The following is a 24538-nucleotide window of genomic DNA, read 5'->3' as shown; positions in this document are numbered from 1 at the left end:
GGGTCATGAAAAGTATTTTTGTTTTCATTACAGTGTTATTCATTGTATCGAATACCTATAGTCAAATTAAAGATTATGAATTAGGTTCGTCGATGTTACAAAGATATAATCAACAGACCGGTTATTTTGACCTATCAGATCCTGAATCTGTCAATATTAAAGTAGCGGTCTGGGGATTCGTAAAATATCCGGGGAAGTATATTGTGCCTGTTTATACGACAGTTTTGGATCTTTTATCGTATGCTGGAGGACCTACCGATGCGGCTCATCTGGACGATCTGAGAATATACCGTATTAATCCGGATTCAACTCAAAGCCTGATTAAAGTAAACTACAATGATATTATGTACGAATCGGAGCTCGATTCCAGGTCGGTTCAACTACCACATCTTGAGGCGGGGGATGTTCTGGTTGTTCCAGGCGCTCCACGACTTTATACACGTGAAACTGTGAGTATAATTGTCTCCGTTCTCAGTGCTTTAATATCCTTGACAATTCTTATATTAAATATAACAGGTAATTAGTGAGGGTAACGTGAATAACAACGATAATAATTTTTATCAGGAGAATAATTCGCTTCGAGATTATATTAACCTGATTCGATTGAATATATGGAGTATAACAGTCATAAGTTTGACTGCGCTCATCGTAGCCATTGTTTATGCTCTAAATGCGCCCAACGTTTATAAATCAACTACTGCATTAAAAATTACAAAACCTCAGGGCAATATTCTTGATGCTCCTTTAATTCCAGAATTTCAAGATTTTGGAAGTGACCGTTTCATCGCAAACGAAATTGAGATACTCAAAAGTTATTCCTTACGCAACCAGGTGGCACAATCTCTTATCGATTCTTTTAAATTATCCCGCGACAAGAATAAATTTGCCCTTATAGTTAGTAAAGAGGATAGGAGTAGTAAACCCTCCCTTCTTACTGTTGAAGAAATCATTGATCTTCTTGAATCGAATGTCGATATATCGCAAAAGAGGGGACTCGATATAATTGAAATTTCTGTCGAATCCAGGTCGCCTTATGAAGCGTCATTAATTGCTAATTGTTATGCGGATATTTACAGAGAAACTAATTTAAAATATAACAGGCAGCAATTGACTTCGATCAAAGAATTCCTGGCGCGGCAACGTGAGGAAAAGCTGGCGGAATTGTCGGCGGTAGAAGAAGCGCTGAGATTGTACCAGGAAGAGAAAGGAATTGTGGAACTGCCCGAACAGGCAAAAGCGCTTATTGAACAGACGACCGATTTCGAATCGAAAATGAATGCCACTAAAATCGACCTTACTATAACAGAAAATACTCTCAAACAATATAAAGCAGAACTTGCCAAGCAGGATCCGAATATAAACGATTACATCGAAAGCTTTGCTACAGAACCATACATTAAAAATCTTCAATTACAGATAGCCGATCTTCAAACTCAAAAGGACAGAGCATTATCGTCATATAAAGATTCACCCCGTCGTTCTGAAATTATTCGTGAATTCGACGCCAAGATTAACGACTTAAAAGAAAAACTTAATAATCAGTTAACAATTTATCGTGCAGGTATACTTGCTTCTAGTCCAGAAGAAATTAAAGAACTAACCAGAAAAGTACTCGAAGAAGAGGTAAAGTATCGGTCTCTAAAAGCTTCATACGACAAACTAAGCGATATTGTAGCCGAATACGATAAAAGGTTGAATCGACTTCCCACAAGTTCAATTGATCTTGCACGTCTTACAAGAGAAAAACAAGCCTACGAAAAATTATACCTTCAGGTAGAAGAGAAATATCAGGAAGCAATTATAAACGAGCAATCTGTTCCCGGTAATGTTTTAATTGTCGATCCGGCAATAATTCCCACAGTGCCTTCAAAACCAAACAGGATTCTGATAGTTCTTGTGGGATTGGTAATTGGAGTTGGACTCGGTCTGGGATTTGCATTTCTGCGGCACAATTTTGACAATACAATCAAAACTCCTGAAGATATTCAAAACAGGAATATTAATATACTTGCCTGGATACCGCACATTGACGGAATTGAAACCAATCCTGAACTTGAATTTATTGTTTCCAAGAAGCCCGATGCAAGCGCCAGTGAAGCCTATAGAGCCCTGAGAACTCGAATAAAATTTTCCAAGATCGACAGGAATTCTCTCAGGACGATCTTAATTACTTCGCCCCGATCTCAGGAAGGAAAAACAACAACGGCCGTCAATTTAGCCGGAAGTCTGGCTTATGCAAATTTTAAAACAATTATCGTCGATGCCGATCTCAGAAAACCGAGACTACATAATATTTTTGGTCATAAAAGATTTGCCGGTTTTACAGATTACTTCTTCGGACAGGTGACCTATGAAGAAATAATCAGGACTACAAACGTCAACAACCTGAGTTATGTCAGTGCTGGAACAATACCTCCTAATCCTTCCGAAATCCTTGGCTCCGACCAGATGCTTAATTTCATAAAGAAACTTAAAGAAGAATATGACTATGTTGTTTTCGATTCCCCGCCGTTGATTGCAGTTACCGACTCGGAAATACTTTCTCAAATTGTCGATGCTACTATACTGGTTGTATCAGCAAACTTTACAGAAATAGATTTACTCGAAAAATCAGTTGAAATGCTGCGTCGCGATAATTCAACTTTCATCGGTACTGTCCTGAATAACTTCAGCTATCGCAGTGGATATGGTTCTTACTATAAATATTATTACTATTATTCAAATCCAACAAATGGTTCAAACAAGAGTAAGGTAAAAATAGATTGACATTCAAGAAAACTGCAGTAATTACAGGCGGCGCAGGGTTCCTCGGCTCACACCTGTGCGACCGTTTAATTTCAGAAGGAATTAAAGTAATTTGTCTGGATAATCTTCTAACAGGCAGAATAGAAAATATTGAGCATCTCTTTGGCAATGAGAATTTCCAGTTCATAAAGCTCGACGTTACAAACTATATCCACGTACCACACGACGTCGATTATGTGCTTCATTTTGCTTCACCCGCCAGTCCAATCGATTATCTCAAACTTCCGATACAAACGCTTAAAGTAGGTTCGCTTGGAACTCATAAAGCACTTGGACTTGCAAAAGAGAAAAAAGCTTTATTTCTATTGGCGTCCACTTCTGAAGTTTACGGCGATCCACTCGTACACCCACAAAGTGAAGATTACTGGGGTAATGTTAATCCCGTTGGGCCACGCGGAGTATACGACGAAGCTAAACGATTTGCCGAAGCAATGACGATGGCTTATCACAGATATCATGGGCTAAGCACAAGAATAGTAAGAATCTTCAATACATACGGTCCTCGCATGCGAATCGACGACGGCAGAGCACTTCCCACATTTTTTATGCAAGCCCTCAAAGGAGAAGATTTAACAGTATTTGGCGATGGTTCGCAAACCCGTAGTTTCTGCTACGTAGACGACCTTGTAGATGGCGTTTTCAAATTGTTAATGTCCAATGAAGTTTATCCTGTTAATATTGGCAATCCCGACGAAGTATCTTTGAAACAGTTTGCCGAAGAAGTTATTGAATTGTGTAATTCAAAAAGCAAAATTATTTATAAAGAATTACCGCAGGATGATCCAAAAGTAAGAAGACCCGATATCTCACGAGCCAGAGAAATTCTCGGCTGGGAACCCAAAATCTCCAGGCAGGAAGGGTTAAAGCGAACTCTCGAATATTTTAAAAAGGCTTTAAAGCAGAATCAATAGTCCTCGCTTCAGTAGACCATCTCTGTTGAAACATATTAATATTTTAATTTGTTGAAGGACGGGTTTTCTGTGCAGGCTCAATTTTAGTAGATTTGCAATATGATAAAAACGGTTTTTATATGAATTATCTTTTAAGTTTATTAATAGGCATACTCTTTGGTTCTATTCCCACGGCATATTTGCTTCTTAAAAAATCAAAGAAGATTGACATTACTAAAGCAGGCTCGGGCAATGTGGGTGCAATGAATTCTTATGAAGTTACTAATTCAAAAATGGTTGGATTAATCGTTTTTGTTATCGATGCACTGAAAGGATTCCTGAGCGTCTGGATTGCTGAATATTTATTCGGGCATAAATTTGAATTTATGATGATTGCACTCATTGGTGCGGTATTGAGTCATTGCTATTCATTCTGGATAAATTTCAAAGGAGGAAGGGGATTGGCAACCGCTGCAGGCGGCGCTTTGCTAATTTCGATACCGGTACTGAGTATCTGGGTGATTCTCTGGTTGGTGGCTTTTTTGTTCAGACGCCACGTGCATTTTGCTAATTTTACTGCAACTTTGTTGACAGGTTTGCTTTCATTTACATCAGGTGATATTCTTAATAAATATACTTCGCCTTCGGCATCCGATACTTTAATTTTCAGCATACTGGTTTCTTTAATGCTACTGATTATTTTGTCCAAACATATTCTCCCTATTAAAGAATATTTTTCCAGTCTTGCAAAAAGTAAAAAAGGTGAATAAAATGAAAAATCTTAAATTAGCACTCCTTTCTTCTGCTATAACCACGTCAATTCTGATTTTATTTTATGCCTTTGTAGTTGCAAAACCCGGCTCAAATGATTTAGATAAAATTTTAGAATCTTCGAATCTAAATTCTAAGTTCGCCAACTCAATTCAGGTGAATGATAGCATATCAAACTCACGAAATACAATTATTACTGAAACAGTAAAAAGAGTGAGCTCAGCGGTTGTGGGCATTAACGTCACCGAAATCAGACAATACAGAGACATCTTTTCAATCGATCCGTTTTTCCGACAATTTTTTGGCGACCGCTTTTATAATCAGCAGGTCAGGAGTTTAGGTTCTGGTACAATTATATCGCCGGATGGATATATTTTAACGAACGATCACGTAGCGGGTAATGCGGTTGAAGCTATTGTTACATTAACAGACGGTTCACAGTATGAAGCCGAAATAGTCGGCACCGATCCAGTCTCGGACATTTGCCTGCTTAAAATCGACGCTACAAATCTGCCTTACATCGAATTCGGTAATTCCGACAGCATATTGATTGGAGAATGGGTAATTGCTCTGGGAAATCCCTTTGGTCTTTTTGACATCAACGATCAACCGACAGTTACTGTAGGAGTAATAAGTGCTAAGGGAATGAATCTGGGCGCAGCAAACAATCGATATTATGTCGATATGCTTCAAACCGACGCAGCAATTAATTCAGGAAACAGTGGCGGTCCTCTTGTAAATGCATTCGGGCAATTAATCGGAATGAATACTTTAATTTATACTGCTCAAGGCTCATCCGGCAATGTGGGCGTTGGTTTTGCAATTCCCTCGAATAAAATCAAAAAAGTAATTAAAGAGTTGAAAGAAAACGGCAAAATCGACCGCGAATTCTGGACGGGTCTGAGTATTCAAACTATCGATCCTTCCATTGCTAAAGCTTACGATCTAAAAAGTTCTCATGGAGTAATAATCACAAATGTGATAAAAAATTCGCCAGCAGATAAAGCTGGTTTTAAGGTCTATGACATCATTCTCGGAATAAATAATTTTAAGGTCAATAACGAAAACACATTAATCGGCATTCTGCAGGAATTCAGACCCGGCGATGTAATTGACGTTAAAATTATGAGGGATAATAAAATTCTTATCAAGAAAATGAAACTGGAGAGGAAGTAATGATTTCCCGTTATACCCGTCCCGAAATGGGGCATATCTGGAGCGATCAATTCAAATTCGAAACGTGGTTAAAAGTGGAAATTTTAGCCTGCGAAGCTCGTCATAAAATGGGTGAAATTCCAGACGAGGATTTTAAAGAGATAAAAGAAAAAGCTAATTTCGATTTAAAACGAATTCTTGAAATTGAAGAAACTACCAAACACGACGTTATTGCTTTTCTGACCTGTGTGGCTGAATTTGTTGGACCGGCGTCGCGCCATATTCATTACGGCATGACCTCGTCGGATGTGCTCGACACTGCACTTGCTTATCAAATTAAAACTGCAGGCGAATTGTTATTAAAGGGTCTATACGAATTAAAAAAAGTGCTGAAAAAAAGAGCACTCGAACATAAAAGAACTATTTGTGTGGGACGCAGTCACGGAATTCATGCCGAACCATATTCGATGGGATTAAAGTTCGCTCTCTGGTACGAAGAAACAAAGAGAAATATTGATCGACTCGAAAGGGCAATTCAAAATGTTAGCGTTGGAAAAATTTCAGGAGCAGTTGGAACTTTCGATCATCTATCACCGCAAGTTGAAGAATATGTGTGTAAAAATCTCGGTTTGAAAGCCGAGCCGGTTGCCACTCAGGTAGTTCAACGCGACCGACACGCCGAGTTTCTTACCACTCTTGCAATTATCGGTACCACACTCGATAAAATAGCCATTGAAATCAGGCATTTGCAACGCACTGAAGTCCTCGAAGCCGAAGAATATTTTTCGAAAGGGCAAAAAGGTTCTTCTGCAATGCCACATAAGAGAAATCCGATTGTTAGTGAACGTCTAAGTGGACTGGCTCGTATATTGAGAGCTAATTCAATTGCGGCTCTTGAAAACGTACCTCTCTGGCATGAACGCGATATTTCCCATTCTTCGGCCGAGCGCGTTATTCTGCCCGATAGTTGTATTGCGCTCGATTATATGCTCAATCTTACAATAAAATTGATCGACAATTTGGTCATCTATCCCGAAAATATGCTCGAAAATCTTAATAAAACTCGTGGACTTATTTTCTCACAGAAAATTTTGCTTAAGCTGGTTGAAAAGGGAATTACGCGAGAAGAAGCTTATAAAATCGTACAGGACTGCTCCATGAAAGTCTGGCAGGATAAATCGACAAATCTGAAAGACGAACTTCTTAAATCCCCTGACGCATTGAAATATCTATCGAAAGCAGAAATCGAGGAAGTTTTTAATCCCGAAAAAATGCTGACAAATCTCGATTATATTTTTGCAAGGAGCGTGGAGAAAGATTAAAAAGATATTTAATCCTATCTAAAAACGCTTATTTTATGCAAAAATCAAAGAAAAATACTTGACAAAATGATTCAATAAATTTATATTAGCACTCGTTAAAAAAGAGTGCTAATAAACTTAAAATTAAAAGGAGGTAAAGATATGGCAGAATTCAAGATTAAACCTTTGGCTGACAGAGTAATTGTAAAACCGAAAGAAGCCGAAGAAACCACAAAAGGTGGAATTATTTTGCCAGATACTGCAAAAGAAAAGCCGATCGAAGGCACAGTAGTTGCCGTCGGTGAGGGTAGAATTACAGAAGACGGAAAATTAATTAATATGCACGTTAAGGTCGGAGATTCCGTTTTGTACGGAAAATATTCCGGAACAGAAGTTAAAATTGACGGCGAAGAATATCTGATTATGCGCGAAAGCGACATTTACGGTATCGTTCAAAAATAAAGTTTGATAAAAAAGGAGGATTATTATGGCAGCAAAAGTAATTGAATTCAGCACTGATGCAAGAAGTGCTCTTAAAGTAGGCGTTGATAAATTAGCAAATGCGGTTAAAGTTACTCTGGGTCCAAAAGGACGCAATGTAGTTATAGATAAAAAATTCGGCGCTCCAACTGTTACAAAAGACGGCGTTACAGTAGCCAAAGAAATCGAATTGGAAGATCCGATTGAAAATATGGGCGCTCAGATGGTGCGCGAAGTTGCTTCGAAAACGAGTGATGTTGCCGGCGACGGTACAACAACTGCAACTGTATTGGCTCAGGCTATTTTCCGCGAAGGCTTGAAAAACGTTACTGCTGGCGCAAATCCAATGGATCTAAAACGCGGTATCGATATTGCTGTTGCAAAAGTTATCGAATATCTAAAATCGATTAGCAAAGAAGTTGGCGGTCGCGATGAAATTGCTCAGGTCGGCGCAATTTCTGCTAATAACGATAAGGCCATTGGCGATTTGATTGCAGATGCTATGGAAAAAGTTGGCAAAGACGGCGTTATTACTGTCGAAGAAAGTAAATCCGCTGAAACTACTCTTGAAGTTGTCGAAGGTATGCAATTCGACCGCGGTTATATTTCTCCATACTTCGTAACAAATTCGGAAACTATGGAGGCAGTTCTTGAAGATGCATACATTTTGATTCACGACAAGAAAATTTCGGCTATGAAAGACCTTCTGCCAATTCTCGAAAAAATTGCTCAAGCTGGTAGAAGTCTTTTAATCATTGCCGAAGACCTCGAAGGCGAAGCTCTTGCAACACTTGTTGTAAATAAATTGCGTGGTACCCTCAAGGTTTGCGCTGTTAAAGCTCCTGGATTTGGCGACAGACGTAAAGCAATGCTCGAAGATATTGCAATCCTTACAAATGGTACTGTCATTTCCGAAGAAAGAGGATTCAAACTCGAAAACGCTACTCTCGAATATCTTGGAAGAGCTAAAAGAATTACCGTTGACAAGGATAACACAACAATTGTCGAAGGGGCTGGTAATCCTGACGATATTAAGAAGAGAATTAATGAAATTAAAGCTCAGATTGAAAAAACTACTTCGGACTATGACAGAGAAAAATTGCAGGAACGTCTGGCTAAATTATCAGGTGGCGTTGCAGTTCTGAAAATTGGTGCCGCTACCGAAGTTGAAATGAAAGAAAAGAAAGCACGCGTTGAAGACGCTCTCCATGCTACAAGAGCTGCAGTTGAAGAAGGTATTATTCCAGGTGGTGGCGTTGCTCTGGTTCGTGCAATTAAATCACTCGACAAAGTTAAAGGTGAAAACGACGACCAGACAACTGGTGTTCGTATTGTACAAAAAGCTCTCGAAGAACCTCTCAAACAAATAGCTGCTAATGCCGGTTTAGAAGGCGCAGTGGTTCTCAATAAAGTTCTCGAAGGAAAGGATGACTACGGTTTCAACGCTCAGACTGAAACATACGAAAATCTAATGAAAGCCGGCGTTATCGATCCTACAAAAGTAACTCGCACTGCTCTCGAAAATGCTGCTTCGGTAGCTTCTCTGTTGATTACTACAGAAGCTGTTGTTTACGAGAAAAAAGAAGAAGAAAAAGCTACTCCTGCCATGCCGCATGGTATGGGTGATATGTATTAATAAATTTCACTCTTCTAAAAATTCAAAGTCCCGCTTCCAGGCGGGACTTTTTTTTATATATCAAACTATGTGTTATGGCAAGCAGAGGAGTTTGTTAGAATCAAAGACTGTCTCTTACATGTCATTGCGAGTCAGCCCCGCCTAAGGCGGGGCTGACGAAGCAATCCCATGTAGCCTTTGTAAAGTGTGATAAACTTCATACTACGGTTGCTGAGAGCAAAGCAATCGAAGCAACCGCCAATGTTATCTTAGTAGGTGGTAGTATTTGGGATTCTTTAGAGTTTGCTTCGTTCGCTCGCAAAGACGAGGTTGTTTTTTTGAGTTTGCTTCGTTCGCTTCGCTCACTCGCAAAGACGAAAGGGATGTTCAGAATTTGCTTTATCATTAGCCTTTGGCTCATTCCTCGCAAAGACGAGGTTGTTTTTTTTGAGTTTGCTTCGCTCGTTTCACTCGCTCGCAAAGACATACTTTTTGTTCTTCCACAAAGATATTCGTTACACTTGCTCGCAAAGACGTTCGTTTCACTCACTCACAGAGACTGCCTTTCACATGTCATTGCGAGTCAGCCCCGCCTTAGGCGGGGCTGACGAAGCAATCTCATGTAGCTTTAGTAAAGTGTGATAAACTTCATACTACGGTTGCTGAGTGCAAAGCAATCGAAGCAACCGTAATTGTTATTTTAGTAAGTGGCAGTTTTGGGATTCTTTAGAGTTTGCTTCGCTCACTTCGTTCGCTCGCAAAGACTAGGTTGTGTTTTTTTTGAGTTTGCTTCGTTCGCTTCGCTCACTCGCAAAGACATACTTTTTGTTCTTCCACAAAGATATTCGTTACACTTGCTCGCAAAGACGAGGTTGTTTTTTTTTGAGTTTGCTTCGCTCGTTTCACTCGCTCGCAAAGACAAGCGTGTGTATTGAGTTTGCTTCGCTCATTTTATTTGCTCGCAAAGACGAGGTTGTTTTTTTGAGTTTGCTTCGTTCGCTTCGCTCTCTCGCAAAGACATACGATTTGCTCCCTCACAAAGACGGAGTTAAATCAAAATCGTTCTCAAAGTATCCATCATCTTAAATAATTCTAACACACGCAAAAATATTATTGCAATTTTTTCAATTATCGTTGTTACAAAAAATTTTATTAAATTGAATACCGTTTTTTATAGAAGCAAAATAAAGGGAAAAAATAAATGATTAATTATATCGGCAGATTCAATGTAGTTCCTTCTTTACCAGATAATCTCGAACCACTCAGAGAAATTGTATACAATCTTTTCTGGACGTGGAATTACGACGCAATTGATTTGTTACGTAGACTCGATCCACAATTGTGGGAAGAGACTTACCATAATCCCGTATTAATGCTGGGAAAAATTAGTCAAAAAAGACTGAACGATGTGGCTGCCGACGACAGCTTCTTGGCTCACATGGAAAGAGTTTATACTCAACTCAAAGTATATAAAGAAGAAAAAACATGGTATCAAAAAAACTATAATTATGGTAATGAAAACGTAATCGCATATTTTTCTGCTGAGTATGGTTTAACAGAATCGTTACAAATTTATTCAGGTGGTCTCGGCGTTTTATCGGGCGACCATTTAAAATCTTCAAGCGACCTCGGCATTCCACTTGTTGGTGTAGGACTCTGTTACAAAGAAGGCTACTTCCAGCAATATCTAACCAATGATGGCTGGCAACAGGAAAGATACGAAATTACCGATTTCTATAACCAACCGATGAACTTAGTTACTGAAAATGGTGGTAATACACCTTTAAAAATCGAACTCGACTTTCCAGATAGGAAAGTATATTTTCAGATCTGGAAAATTGAAATCGGTAGAATACCACTTTATCTTCTTGACACCAATGTACCGGAGAACCGGGAAGAAGATAGAAAGATTACACGCACTCTCTACGGGGGCAATATTGAAACCAGGATTCAGCAGGAAATTGTACTGGGTATTGGCGGCATTCGCGCTCTACATGCAATGAAAATTAGTCCTCTTGTCTGTCATATGAACGAGGGACATTCTGCTTTCCTTGCTCTTGAAAGAATACGCCTACTAATTAAAATTTATGGACTCTCCTTTAACGAGGCTAAAGATATCAATTATCATTCTAACATATTTACCACACATACACCCGTGCCTGCAGGTATTGATATTTTTCCTAATGATTTAATAGAAAAATATTTTGGTAGATATTATAGAGAAGAACTACAAATCGACGATAAGACTTTCTATAAACTCGGAACAATCGTAAAAGATAAAGAACCTGCAAATTTCAACATGGCGCATCTGGCTATGAATATGGCGGGATTCGTTAACGGTGTAAGTAGACTGCACGGTCATGTTTCTAAAAAAATGTGGCAGAGTGGATTTCCTGATATTCCATTCGACGAAATTCCAATTGAACATATTACAAACGGCGTTCATATTCATTCGCATTTATCGAATGATATGCACGAATTATTGTTCCGTTACTTAGGTGAAAAATTTAATCGCGACCCTTCAGACGAAGAAGTCTGGAAAAGAATTGATGAAATACCAGACGAAGAATTGTGGCGTACACACGAAAGAAGACGCGAACGACTTGTGGCATTTGCACGTAACCGTTTGAAAAAGCAGATTATGCAACGTGGTGGATCTGCTTCTGAAATAAAAGCCGCTAAAGAGGTTCTGGATGCTCAGGCATTGACAATCGGATTTGCACGACGTTTTGCTACGTACAAAAGGGCAAATCTCATATTCAGGGATATCGAACGTCTCGAAAGTATTCTCTGCAATCCCGACTATCCAGTTCAATTAATCTTTGCTGGGAAAGCCCATCCTAAGGATGAAGAAGGGAAAAAGTTGATTCAAGAAGTAATTGCAATGACTAAAGAACCATCATTGCGAAAAAAAATTGTATTTATCGAAAATTATGATATGAACGTGGCACGCTATATGGTTGAAGGCTGTGATGTATGGCTCAATAATCCACGTAGACCCCTTGAAGCCAGCGGCACTTCCGGCATGAAAGTAATTGCAAACGGAGGCTTGAATTTGAGTGTGCTCGACGGCTGGTGGGACGAAGCTTACAATCACGAAGTCGGCTGGAAAATTGGCAATGGCGAAGAGTATGAAAATCTCGAATATCAGGACGAGGTTGAATCACGACTTATTTATGAAGCGATCGAAAAAGAAATTGTTCCGCTCTTTTATAATCGGGGCGAAGATAAATTGCCGCGCGGATGGATTAATATGATGAAAAATTCGATGCGTACTCTCGGTCCTTTTTTCAACACTCATCGAATGGTAAGAGAATATGCCGAACGATTCTATTTCAAAGCGTATGAAAAACGTCTTTTGTTAATGAGTAATAAATGGAAAAAAGCAAAGGAATTCACTGCCTGGAAACAAAACGTCTATAATAACTGGAATAAGGTTAAGTTTATTAGTATTGCTGAAGAATTAAAAGGAAAGGAATTAAAAGTAGGTAATAAATACCCCGTTACTGCCGAAGTTGAACTTGGAAATTTAACGCCGGATGATGTCGACGTTCAGATTTATTACGGTAAAATTGATAACGGCGGCAAAGAGAAAAATAATGTCAATATGAAATACGTTCCCAAAAAATCGAAAGACGGTAGATATACCTATAAAGGTGAAATCGAATGCACGAATACAGGTCAATTCGGATTTACTCTTCGTATTCTCCCGAAACACGATTTATTGATTAACCAGTTTGAACTCGGTTTAATTAGATGGGCTTGAGAAATGTATCTCGAAACTCTCGATGTCCGTAGAAAAGATATTCTGATTTATTCACAAAACCGATTTGAAGATAATTTCAGAGTCATTTATAAACAGGAAAATATTAAACAGCCCCGACCGATAAGCTATACGGAAGTTTGCAATATAGTCAAAGAGCCTGTGGCTAAAAATATGATTGTCTACAGGCTACTGACTAATGATCCACATCTCGACGCTTATTCTACAAAATACGGTTTCTTCCTCGAAATCGATAATGAAATGGAATTAATCTATTTCGACCCAATTTATGCAATTAAAGATCTGGCTTTTTTGAAATTTAATTTGCCGTTTAGTCAATTTAGATTTAAGATCCAGCAGGTAGGATTGAGCAATATCGGCAGGGTAAATGACTATACAGAAATTTATAGCTTCGATATGCGCGCTTCCGAAGCAAAAAATCAAAACGATAAAATCTTTGCAATCGCAATCTTTGCTCTCGACCCTTCATTCAAGGACGAAGAATCGAAAGAGCACGAGTTGGACAATGAATTAAATAGTCTTCAAGAAGAAAATGAAATTCAGCAATCATTAGATAAACCCTCCGTAGATAAGAATAAAATCGATTTAAAATCGGTTGCAAATAAAGAATCACAAAAGATTAATTCTACGTTAAGAAAAGAGGGAATTAATATCTTTGATTTGTTCAAATCTACGTATAAATCGGATGTCCTCGATAAAAGAAAAAAAGAAAATATTATTTTGAAAATTGATAAGTAACTCTCTTTAATTAATTGTTATTCTGTTGTTTGTATATAGTTTGAAAAGCAAAAAAATATTGACCGATGTAATGCTTTGAGTATAATTTAATGACATGTAGCTCCGAGTAAATTTATCGACTATTATTTTTTTATTAAGTAATCAATTAATGATTACTTTTTACTTGCGAGGATATTTTAATACTTCTATATTTGTGCACGTTTTTTAGGGCAAGTAAGTTAGGGCAACGTATTCAATATAACGCAATCAAATTGAATTTATAGTACTATCAAAAGCCAAAGAAAAGATTTAATATTAGCCCATAATTTTCTACTCTGTGTCTATTTATGAGCCATGTGACTCACGTGGCGGAGCTGTAGATATTAGGGAATAGGGGTTAGGGAGTTCAACGTTCTTTGTTCAAGGTTCATGGTTCTATGTTCAACGTTCAAGGTTATGAGTTGAATGTTTAAGGTTTGGTTTTTATGTGATTGAAACACCAGTCTTTGAAAGTAAGTGATACAGACGTCTTTGCGAGCGAGTGAAACGAGCGAAGCAAACTCACTACACACGCTTGTCTTTGCGAGCGAACGAAGTGAGCGAAGCAAACTTAAAACACATAACCTCGTCTTTACAAACAAATGTAACAAACGTCTTTGCGAGAGAGTGAAACGAACGAAGCAAACTCACTACACACGCTTGTCTTTGCGAGCGAACGAAGTGAGCGAAGCAAACTCAATACACACGCTTGTCTTTGCGAGCGAACGAAGTGAGCGAAGCAAACTCTAAGAAATCCCAAAACTACCACTTACGAAGATAACAATTACGGTTGCTCTGATTTGCTTTGCACTCAGCAACCGCACGGTGAGTTTAATCACACTTTACTATAGCTAAATGAGATTGCGTCGTCCCCCGCCTATGGTAAGGAGATTTGACATAACAATTAAGAGACAGTATTTTCAACAAATGATACAAACGTCTTTGCGAGCGAATGAAATGAGCGAAGCAAACTCTAATATAAACCTGGGTGTAATAAAAAAACAAAGCAATGTAAACTTATCATATAACTATTCAACTGACAACAAATCAACCAATTAACTCGAGACATAAATGAATTACAAAAAAAATCTCCTCGAAAAGATCGAAAATAAAAGCGCCATTGTGGGCGTTATTGGAATGGGATATGTCGGTTTACCGCTCACAATTACATTTGCTAATAATGGATTTAATGTAATCGGTTTTGATATTGACGAGAAAAAAATTCCTTTATTAAACGAAGGAAAAAGCTACATTAAACATATCGATTCAAAATTGATTAAAGAAATTTTAAAGAAAAAGAAATTTCAGGCAACATCGGATTTTGCAAGACTCAAAGAATGTGATGCAATTATTATATGTGTTCCTACTCCATTAGACGAACATCGTGAACCAGACTTGAGATTTGTTAAAGATACAGCACTTACTATTCAAAAATACTTACAAAAAGGTCAATTAATAACTTTAGAAAGTACTACTTATCCTGGGACAACGGAGGAAGTACTATTACCATTATTCGAATCTGCACCACAAATTCAAAATACTAATCCTCAATCCCTGAATACTAATCCCCAATACCTGAATACTAATCCCCAATCCCTAATCCCTAATCCCTACACCCCAGGTAAAGATTTCTTCCTTGCTTTCAGTCCTGAAAGAGAGGACCCCGGAAATAAAGATTTTACGACCTCTACAATTCCTAAGATTATTGGTGGGGTTACTGAAAATTGTACTGAAGTAGCAGTTGCTCTTTATAATAAAATAATAAAAACTACCGTTCCGGTTTCTTCGCCTCGTGTGGCTGAAGCTGCCAAATTACTCGAAAACATCTATCGTTCTGTTAACATTGCGCTTGTGAATGAATTGAAAGTTGTATTTGAAAGGATGAATATCGATATATGGGAAGTGATTGAAGCAGCCAAAACAAAGCCTTTCGGGTTCCAGGCATTTTATCCGGGACCAGGACTTGGTGGGCACTGCATACCAATTGACCCGTTTTACCTGACCTGGAAAGCACGTGAATATGAAGTAAACACAAAGTTTATTGAACTTGCTGGTGAAGTAAACACATTTCAACCTTACTATGTGGTCGAAAGAGCTATCGAAGTATTGAACCAGGCACACAAGGCAATGAAAGGAAGTAAGATTTTAATACTTGGAGTTGCATATAAAAAGAATGTGGATGATATGAGAGAGTCTCCTTCGCTCAAATTAATTGAATTACTACGAGAACGAGGAGCCGAAGTTGATTATAACGACCCCTATGTGCCCAAGCTACCTCCAACACGAAAATATAATTTTGATATGAATTCAGTGGAATTAACAAAAGATGTAATACGACTTTACGACCTTGTTTTACTTGCAACCGACCACGACGATTATGACTATGATTTCATACGTAAACATGCCCGACTAATTCTCGATACTCGCAACGCATTTAAAGCTAAAGGTATAAGTGAAGGGAATGTGTTTAAAGCGTGATTTTGTTATTTTGTTCAAGGTGCGGAAGTGCTGAAGTTTATATGAAGATAAATAATTTTACTGATATTGATTCCTGGAAAGAAGCCAGGTTACTTGTTAGCGAAATTTATAAATTAACATCTGGGACAAAATTCAGTAAAGACTTTGGATTAAAAGATCAAATACAAAGAGCGTCAATTTCAATAATGAGTAATATTGCAGAAGGTTTCGATAGTGGTTCAGCTAAATCATTTATTAATTTTCTTAAGTATTCATACAGGTCGTCATCAGAAGTAGAATCTTTAATATATCTGGCATTAGATCTAAATTATATTGAAGAAGGAGATTTTATTCAGATTCAGAATCGCATTAAAAAGATTAAGAATTTGCTTGGTGGTTTCATCAAATATCTAAAAAGTATTGACTAACCATCTTAAAATTCCATTAACTACAAACCACAAACATTGAACATTGAACGACGAACATTGAACTCCCAACATTGAACATTGAACCAAGAACATTGAACCAAGAACATTGAACCAAGAACATTGAACCACCAACATTGAACCACGAACATTGAACAAATAACCCCATGAACTTCGCAATTACAGGCGTGGCGGGCTATATAGCTCCAAGACATTTGAAGGCAATTAAAGAAACAGGAAATAATCTTGTTGCAGCGTTAGACCCACACGATTCAGTTGGACTATTGGACAGTTATTTCCCTGAAGTCAGTTTCTTTGTTGAATTTGAACGATTCGAACGACATCTCGATTTGTTACGTAGAAAATCGGATTCAGAGCGCGTGCATTATTTATCGATTTGTTCGCCAAATTTTTTACACGATTCGCATATCAGACTGGCTCTAAGAATTGGTGCAAATGCTATTTGTGAAAAACCTATAGTTCTCAACCCATGGAACCTTGATGCACTTGAAACAATTGAAAAAGAAACCGGCAAAAAAGTTTATACAGTTTTACAATTGCGAGTCCATCCTTCAATTATAAAATTAAAAAGCGAAGTCGACACCGAACTTAAAAGCAATCCATCAAAAAAATTCAATATAAGTCTCGATTATATAACTGCACGAGGTTTATGGTACGATTTTTCATGGAAAGGAATCATCGAAAAGTCGGGTGGAGTGGCAACAAATATTGGAATTCATTTTTTCGACATGTTAATCTGGATTTTTGGTCAACCAGTCCATTCACAAATTATTGAAAATAATAAACGCTCCATGCAGGGTGAACTTGAACTGGAAAATGCATTTGTAAAATGGCGCCTTTCAATTAATTACGAAGACTTACCAGAAAATATAAAAGCTATCGGAAAAAGAACTTACCGTTCAATTAAAATTGACGAAAAGGAACTCGAATTTACAGAAGGTTTTACGGACTTACATACTTTAGTATATAAAGAGATAATAAGTGGAAATGGTTATGGCATTAACGACGCACGTCCCTCAATTCAACTTGCATATCGAATTAGAAATGAAATTGATTTTTAAATAAGCTTTTGACAATAGGTAACTTAACGAAGAACAAAGAACAAATGCCTAACTACTACATCAACGAACATGCAGTAATTGACGAGAATGTCGAAATTGGAGAGGGAACAAAAATCTGGCATTTCACTCATGTACAATCAGGAGCCAGAATTGGTAAGTATTGTGTACTCGGTCAAAATGTGAACGTTGGGAATAATGTAGTAATTGGTAATTATGTAAAAATACAAAACAACGTTTCTGTTTATGAGGGAGTAACACTTGAAGATTATGTTTTCTGCGGACCTTCAATGGTATTTACGAACATAAAGGATCCGCGAAGCAAATATCCTCAGGCAGGAAGTGAGTATTATATAAAAACGCTTGTTAAAGAAGGTGCGAGTCTGGGTGCAAATTGTACAATAATATGCGGCATAACAATTGGACGTTATGCATTTGTTGGTGCAGGCGCAGTTGTAACAAAAGATGTACCTGATTATGGACTGGTTGTAGGAAATCCAGCAAAGTTAGTCGGCTGGGTTTCTGAAGCGGGAGTTAAACTAAAATTTGATAAAAGTGGATTCGCTGTATGTCCTAAAAGCGGAAAAAAGTACAGGCTGGAAAATGGGAGGGTAGAAGAAGTGGGGTAGGGATGAGGGGTTAGGGAGGAGGGATTAGGGGATAGGGGTTAGGGTGTTCAAGGTTCGTAGTTTAAAGTTCTTGGTTCGTAGTTCTTAGTTCAAGGTTCAAAGTTCGTGGTTCAAAGTTCTTAGTTCTTGGTTCTTTGTTCAAGGTTCGAGGTTCGTAGTTCGTGGTTCGTGGTGGTTGGTTCTTGGTTCAAAGTTCGTGGTTTGTGGTTAAGGGGTTGGGGAAGTGTGGATAAAGAACATTAAACAAAGAACATTGAACAAAGAACAAAATACATTGAACATTGAACGACGAACATTGAAAAAATAATCACATTAATCCAGCATACTTCAACTAACAAAAGTTGACATTCTGGTTGATACTCCTGCTAACAATAAAGAAAATTTAGAATTGTAAGCTGAAACAAAGATTAAAATATTGGTTAAATGAATAATCCAGGTGGTCTTGTTAAAAGTACTTGAAAAAGGCTATTAAATATTGTAAAATTTAGTGTAATTATAATATCGATATTCAAAAAGTAATCAAGTAGATTGCTGTGGAAAAAGAGCAAATTCAAAAGAAAGTTACAGAATTTTTAAGGGGAAGAGAGGAAGTTATCTTTGCCTACATTTTTGGTTCGTTTGTTAACAAAGAATTTTATCATGATGTAGATGTCGCTGTTTATCTTGCTGATAATTTTGATAAAAATGATTTGATGAAGTTTCCATACGGCTACGAAAGCGAAATGATCAGTCAACTTAATATTCTTGTGAGAGAAAATATTGATTTTATTGTAATGAATAATGCTGAACTTTATATTCAAAAAAAAATTATTAATGAAGGAATTTTACTCTTCAGCAAGTGTGAGCGTAAACGGATTTATTATGAAAACTACATACGTAAAATTTATATTGATGCTGCAAATTTAAGAAATATTAGAAGACGTTATTTAATAGAAAAATTAATAATGCCTGATCTAGAAATTATAGAAAAACATATTTCTTCGTTTATAGAGGATCTTGAGAATTTAAAAAAACATCGAAATGTTACAGTTGACGAATTAAAAAAAGATAAAGACTTATTATGGATATTAGAGAGAGGGATATATTTATTGATTCAAAATTTATTTGACATGCTATCACACATTATTTCAGCTGACTTTAATGAAAAATGGGATTATTACACTGATATAAGCGAACTTCTCTATAATCATAATATTATAAGTGAAGATGATAAAATATTACTTAATAAAATGGCGGGATATAGAAATAGACTTAGCCACGAGTATATGTCCTTAGACTTAAACATTCTTACCGATATAGTAAACAATAGACTCTCTGACTTTTCTAGATTTTTATCTATTATTAAAAATTACTGTAATCTATAACTGATTAGTTGCAATAAAATTATAAAATATCTCAATCGTAAGTTTACAATTAAACCCATTTGCCAGTAAATCAATTAAGAGATTACAAAATCATTCAAAGTAAAGAATCTATATTTTCCAATTCTGAATATGAATTTTCTCCAGAGGGATAGGTAAGGCATAAAACAAAATTTAGCTCTGAAGTTATCGAACCATTCTACTTCATATTATAGATTAAGTTAACATTCTCATTGACAAATATACCTAATTATTCTCCTGAGGATATTAAGCGAGTGTTTAGTTGGTGTTTGATGGGTAATCAGATTGATTAAAAACAACGTGGATACTTCCCGACATCAAATTTAACGAAAATCTCAAAACAAAAGATCTTGAAATAAATAATGCAAATAAACTAATCGAAGATTCTTTAAGTGTTCTAAAATTGAAGTAATTTATTAATGCAGATGTTTGGTTGATCAAGGAAAAAAATACTAATGATCCTATATTTAACACGGAAATTAAGTATAAAGTACTGTCGAAATCGATATCATTAAATAAGTTTTGAGAGATGTAATATACTGGCAACGTGCATACATGAAATAAAAAATTTCTGAAAATTTCCTGCCCCGCACTATAAAGATTGGGGCAGGGATTGTTAAGGTGTATAGTTAAGAGTTAAAAGAGCTTTAAATTAAACAAGTGTATAATTAATGGTTGAACTAAACTGGACTTCTTCTTCATTCTCATCAAATGTAATCGCAGTAAAAACCACTTTTTTATTTGTATAGTTAGGTAACAATTCACTATCAGCAGTAAGTAATGGGATATTGAATACAAGCGGATCAGTTAGATTTATTAAAGTTTTAGGCGAGGATATCTGCAGAAATTCATAAGCTGGAAGAGTTGAATTAACAGGTAGCTGAAGAAATATCAATGCCAGAATTTGAATTTTCTTTTCAATATCCGGATTAACATTTGAGAGATTCGTTAAAGGAGCCAGTTCAATATTCAGAACATTGTTATTGATATTAAGACTTTGCACTTTTATACCAAAAGATGATCTTGGTGTCATCATAATCATATTGGTAATGTCATTATCCAGTACAAATGGATAATTGATCTTAACAAGATGAGAAAAGGGTGAAGTGCCCGCCGGGACAAGTGATTTCCATATTTTTTTGAGAGACTGAAATGAATAGATTGCTGAAGCGAGCTTTACTGCAATCCTGAATTTGCTAATGCGTTCTCTGAACTCTGGAGTATCAGGTGGTGTATATGATGCTGGTTTGTGAGCAATGTAATTTTTTTCATTACGCGAACGAAATACAATATCTCCAAGCGAGCCTTTAAGTTTACCGAAAAATCTTTTATCTAACTGTGCCATAATTTTCCTCCAATTAGTTATGTGAATATTGATTTATTGATTAAACAAATTGAGCATTGTGATTTATAAATCTGTTAGGTACCTTGAGGCAATAGATCGAATAGTGCTCTCAAGGCAAATAAATTGCTGTTCACTTCACCGCCATAGCGGATCATTCATTATTAAGTGAATATTGAACATTGACTAATGAAAATTGAATATCGAATATAATGAGTAGGCGGTGCTCTCTGTTTTATCTTATTTGATATTTCGGAACAAACCGTGAGCGGTGCTACAGGTGAGTAAAAACGACCTTTAAACGACTTTAAATCGACTTTAATATAAGTATGTAACGATTCTGTAACGAGACAATGATATTCAATTTCACGATTTATATCTAAATCATTTATCGTTGAGAATGTTTTCATTTAAGTACCTTGAATTTTTAACAATAAATACCGATGGAAGTGAGAAAATCGCCGACTAAAATTTTAAAAATTAAGATGGCGAAAAATGACTTTTAAGCGGTATATATATTGTTAAATAAAATTAAGGTGGTATATTGAGTAGAGAAGAGAACATTAACAATGAGGCTTTAAAAATATTTGAGGAGATCTTAAGAAAAGAAGGGGGACCGCCTCAAAGGTGGCTCTATTATTGTACGAGGCAATTAATGTTCTATAGAATCTTTAAAAGAGAATATTATAAAACAGCAGAGGATATTGTTGACGAAGTAATATATAGCGCCATTATTGGTAAACGTAAATGGGATACTAAAAAATTAGATGTAGAAGCATTTGTAAAATCTTGTATAAAAAGCATTATCTCGCACCTTGCTAATGGAATGGATAGTAAAAAGGTAGATGATATAGTAATAAATCAAAAACTGGGTATTACAACTGATGCACTTGATAATGCACACGACAGAACCAAAGAACAGATAGAATCAGATTTTGATAATAAGGATCTAATAGAAAGATGCAGGGAAGCTCTGAAAGATGATATCGAAATGGGCATTGTTTTTGAACTTATTCTCGAAGGAAGAACTCCTAAACAAATGGAAGCCGACTATGGAATTCCCCCCGAAAAAGTCGATGCAGTAAAGAAACGTATTAGAAGATACTTAAAAAAAATCTTCAAAGAAGAATTAGATATTAATTAAATATTGAAAAAAAAGAGGAGTTAATATGCATCGAAGGGAGTACGAGATACTCGCAGAAATTTTTGCCGATACCGACCAGCTTACAGATGAAGAAATCGATAAAGAGCTAAAAGAGGCAGGAATTGACTATGAAAAATTCAGGCAGAGAGTATTAAATAAAATTGACGATATAAAGAGAAATTTAATTTATCAAGAAAGTCAGAAAAAAATAAATAAATATAAAGATCTCATAATTGCTCTTAAAGATAAATTAAATATTGAACTTAGTGATAGTGAAATCGAGCAAAAACTACAAGTTGAATTCAATAAATTAGAATCATTGACAGAGCAGGATATCCAGGATATCCTTAAAGATGAGAAAAAACTTAAATTCTTGAAAGAAATAATTGATTCTAAATAAGAATGAGCCAGTTAGCTCGTGCAAATGCAAGGAAATTACTTGCCGAATGCAGTATAACAAAACCGGAGCATATCGATCTGGAAAAAATAGCAGCCTATAAAAATATCTTTATTGAAGAATGTGATATAAAATCACACGCCGCAAGAATACATAAATCTGAAAACTGTGGATTAATTAAGATAAGTTCTGCTATAAAGGATGAAAAACAAAAAAATTTTGTTATTGCGCACGAAATTGGACATTTTGAAAATGAAAGAAATAAAAATATAATCAGCTGTTCTATAGAGGATCTGTTGGGACTGAATTCTAAAAAAGAATTGGAAAGAGATGCCAATGTTTTTGCGGCAGAACTATTAATGAAAGATGAATGGGTATGGGATTTTACCAGGGGAAAAATTCCAGGGGCAAAATTAATAATCGATATGTCTGAATATTTCTCTACTTCTCTGCTTTCTGCAGCCATTCGATATGCAGAAATTGGCAGACACCCAGCTGCGGTAATTTTGAGTCAGGATAAAAAAGTAAAATGGAGTGTTATCAATAAAGATTTTACTTTCAAATGGTTACCACATGGCACACAAATTAATAAGTATTCTTATTGCTACGATTATTTTAACAATGGTACTATGAATACAGATGTGAATAAAATTTTAGCTGATGCCTGGTTTTTACAGGACAGATTTTATAGAAGAAATTATTTCCTTTATGAGCAGAATATTTATCTAACTAATTATAATGCAGTACTTAGTATCCTTTGGGAGGATTAGTAAAGATCTTTTATGTCAGCAACTTATAAATTCTAATATGTTCGTTAATTATGAATTTTTGCATAATAGAATTTTGTGGCGAATAGTTTAATACATTCAAAATTGTACTCCTACCGAATGCAAAAAATTGAACGTTTATTAAAATTAAAGAGTACTGTTATTTAACCTATTTCATATTTTAAATAATCGATTTTTGTCGTGATTAACAGTGATTAAATAATAATCTTAACAAAGTAGAAGAGCAGTGCGGAATTCTTACTTTATTGGAACTTAAGTTTAAATACAAAAGAGGGTTTATCCTTACGAAGGAGTAATATTTTAACAATAATTTTTTCCCGACCTTTTGATTTATTTGTGGCTATTTATAGCCCCCGTAATAATATAAAATGAGTTCTGTAAGAAAATCTTTATTGTATATAGTAATTATTATAGCAAAGTGTGTAATTATACGCGGTATTAGGGATTAGGGGTTAGGGATTAGGGGTTAGGGATTAGGGATTAGGGATTAGGGATTAGGGGAGAGGGGTTGGGGTGTTCAAGGTTCGTAGTTTGAAGTTCTTGGTTCGTGGTTCTTTGTTCAAGGTTCAAAGTTCGTGGTTCTTTGTTCAAGGTTCAAGGTTCGTGGTTTAAGGTTCGTAGTTTGTGGTTAAGGGGTTGGGGAAGTGTGGATTTAGATAGGAGGCAGAAAATAGATAGAGTGTTATAGCGGTTAGAATTTCATTTAATTAGTTCTCTGGATTTAGAAGGTGAGGTAAGCTCAAGTTCGATTGAGTGGAGTTGCTGAATATGTGATAAATAGGGAAAAAAATAAGAAGGGAAACGGGAAGGCGAGATAGGCATAAAAATGAAAAAAATAAAGTTTATAATTATCTCCTAATATTCCCTCGTACTTAGAAGAATAAGTATTTTATATATTAATTTAATGTATTTAATAAGTTCAATGACATAAAAAAAATTTGTGAATAAATATCAATCCATTGTAGAATAATAGAGAGTAAATATGACAATAATTATAAAAGGATATGAAAGATGAAAAAAATTAATTCAGAAATAGTAGAACCTATTTTTCAGAAAATTGAATCTATTTCAGATAATCGTGGTTTTTTACTTCCTTTTACAGACTTCGTGGATAAAGAATAAATCAATCAAGCGCAGTTATAAAATTGAAGATTACATTCGAAGAATAATCCGTAGATTGAATTATTATTAGAATAATACGTTAATTTATTTAAAAGAAACCTCTGAAAAATTATCCAGAATTTAAAAACTTTTTAATGAAAAGCGTTGTAAGAGAATAAACAAAAAAGAGGAAAAGATGCGCAGCAATAAGATTAATAATATCGATTTGTTTACCCA

At 36.0% G+C, this 24538-nt stretch carries 19 protein-coding genes; 18 read left to right on the top strand and 1 reads right to left on the bottom strand.

The genetic code is table 11. The annotated features are described in order from the left end of the window. Positions 1 to 5 precede the first annotated feature (5 nt). From ACUN8G_RS13590 to hepT, 15 genes are all read left to right on the top strand, one after another. Positions 6 to 524 (top strand): SLBB domain-containing protein, encoded by a 519-nt coding sequence (locus tag ACUN8G_RS13590; RefSeq protein WP_437347335.1) that lies wholly within the window; start codon positions 6 to 8, stop codon positions 522 to 524. A 10-nt stretch (positions 525 to 534) separates the two neighbouring features. Further along, positions 535 to 2766: a GumC family protein gene (locus ACUN8G_RS13585; protein ID WP_437347336.1), complete on the top strand. Its 2232-nt coding sequence runs from the start codon at positions 535 to 537 to the stop codon at positions 2764 to 2766. Beyond that, positions 2763 to 3716: a UDP-glucuronic acid decarboxylase family protein gene (locus ACUN8G_RS13580; RefSeq protein ID WP_437347337.1), complete on the top strand. Its 954-nt coding sequence runs from the start codon at positions 2763 to 2765 to the stop codon at positions 3714 to 3716. Before ACUN8G_RS13585 ends, ACUN8G_RS13580 begins: the two co-directional genes overlap by 4 nt. Positions 3717 to 3835: 119 nt before the next feature. Then, on the top strand, positions 3836 to 4465 hold the full coding sequence (locus ACUN8G_RS13575) for a glycerol-3-phosphate acyltransferase (RefSeq protein ID WP_437347338.1): 630 nt from the start codon (positions 3836 to 3838) through the stop codon (positions 4463 to 4465). A 1-nt stretch (position 4466) separates the two neighbouring features. Next, complete coding sequence (locus ACUN8G_RS13570) at positions 4467 to 5642, top strand: S1C family serine protease (protein WP_437347339.1); 1176 nt, start codon at positions 4467 to 4469, stop codon at positions 5640 to 5642. Further along, a complete protein-coding gene (gene purB, locus ACUN8G_RS13565; RefSeq protein ID WP_437347340.1) occupies positions 5642 to 6943 on the top strand; it encodes an adenylosuccinate lyase in 1302 nt (433 codons plus the stop codon). Before ACUN8G_RS13570 ends, purB begins: the two co-directional genes overlap by 1 nt. Positions 6944 to 7084: 141 nt before the next feature. Beyond that, a complete protein-coding gene (groES, locus tag ACUN8G_RS13560) occupies positions 7085 to 7384 on the top strand; it encodes a co-chaperone GroES (RefSeq protein ID WP_437347341.1) in 300 nt (99 codons plus the stop codon). Positions 7385 to 7409: 25 nt separating this feature from the next. Beyond that, positions 7410 to 9038: a chaperonin GroEL gene (gene groL / locus ACUN8G_RS13555; protein ID WP_437347342.1), complete on the top strand. Its 1629-nt coding sequence runs from the start codon at positions 7410 to 7412 to the stop codon at positions 9036 to 9038. Positions 9039 to 10218: 1180 nt separating this feature from the next. Beyond that, positions 10219 to 12783, top strand: a complete 2565-nt coding sequence (gene glgP, locus ACUN8G_RS13550) for an alpha-glucan family phosphorylase (protein WP_437347343.1) — start codon at positions 10219 to 10221, stop codon at positions 12781 to 12783. A 3-nt stretch (positions 12784 to 12786) separates the two neighbouring features. Beyond that, the gene (locus ACUN8G_RS13545) at positions 12787 to 13539 is read left to right on the top strand and encodes a hypothetical protein (RefSeq protein ID WP_437347344.1); all 753 of its coding nucleotides are present in this window, start codon (positions 12787 to 12789) and stop codon (positions 13537 to 13539) included. A gap of 1089 nt (positions 13540 to 14628) precedes the next feature. Further along, on the top strand, positions 14629 to 16035 hold the full coding sequence (locus ACUN8G_RS13540) for a nucleotide sugar dehydrogenase (RefSeq protein WP_437347345.1): 1407 nt from the start codon (positions 14629 to 14631) through the stop codon (positions 16033 to 16035). 41 nt (positions 16036 to 16076) lie between these two features. After that, positions 16077 to 16442: a four helix bundle protein gene (locus ACUN8G_RS13535; RefSeq protein WP_437347346.1), complete on the top strand. Its 366-nt coding sequence runs from the start codon at positions 16077 to 16079 to the stop codon at positions 16440 to 16442. A 164-nt stretch (positions 16443 to 16606) separates the two neighbouring features. Continuing rightward, on the top strand, positions 16607 to 17521 hold the full coding sequence (locus ACUN8G_RS13530) for a Gfo/Idh/MocA family oxidoreductase (protein WP_437347347.1): 915 nt from the start codon (positions 16607 to 16609) through the stop codon (positions 17519 to 17521). Positions 17522 to 17565: 44 nt separating this feature from the next. Next, positions 17566 to 18147: an acyltransferase gene (locus ACUN8G_RS13525; RefSeq protein WP_437347348.1), complete on the top strand. Its 582-nt coding sequence runs from the start codon at positions 17566 to 17568 to the stop codon at positions 18145 to 18147. A 533-nt stretch (positions 18148 to 18680) separates the two neighbouring features. After that, entirely contained in the window at positions 18681 to 19511 is an 831-nt protein-coding gene (gene hepT, locus ACUN8G_RS13520; RefSeq protein WP_437347349.1) for a type VII toxin-antitoxin system HepT family RNase toxin, read from the top strand. A 670-nt stretch (positions 19512 to 20181) separates the two neighbouring features. On the opposite strand, the gene ACUN8G_RS13515 is transcribed toward hepT, so the two are convergent. After that, the gene (locus ACUN8G_RS13515; protein ID WP_437347350.1) at positions 20182 to 20874 is read right to left on the bottom strand and encodes a hypothetical protein; all 693 of its coding nucleotides are present in this window, start codon (positions 20872 to 20874) and stop codon (positions 20182 to 20184) included. 541 nt (positions 20875 to 21415) lie between these two features. Between ACUN8G_RS13515 and ACUN8G_RS13510 the strand changes: the two genes are divergently transcribed. From ACUN8G_RS13510 to ACUN8G_RS13500, 3 genes are read left to right on the top strand one after another with little or no spacing between them, the layout of a single operon-like run. Further along, a complete protein-coding gene (locus ACUN8G_RS13510; RefSeq protein WP_437347351.1) occupies positions 21416 to 22015 on the top strand; it encodes a sigma-70 RNA polymerase sigma factor region 4 domain-containing protein in 600 nt (199 codons plus the stop codon). A gap of 25 nt (positions 22016 to 22040) precedes the next feature. After that, positions 22041 to 22415 (top strand): hypothetical protein, encoded by a 375-nt coding sequence (locus tag ACUN8G_RS13505; RefSeq protein ID WP_437347352.1) that lies wholly within the window; start codon positions 22041 to 22043, stop codon positions 22413 to 22415. A gap of 2 nt (positions 22416 to 22417) precedes the next feature. Further along, entirely contained in the window at positions 22418 to 23182 is a 765-nt protein-coding gene (locus tag ACUN8G_RS13500) for an ImmA/IrrE family metallo-endopeptidase (protein WP_437347353.1), read from the top strand. The last annotated feature ends 1356 nt before the right edge of the window (positions 23183 to 24538 follow it).

This window comes from Melioribacter sulfuriphilus (genome assembly GCF_052656625.1).
The sequence above is the reverse complement of the archived record's forward strand: the minus strand, read 5'-3'. Positions and strand labels throughout refer to the sequence as shown.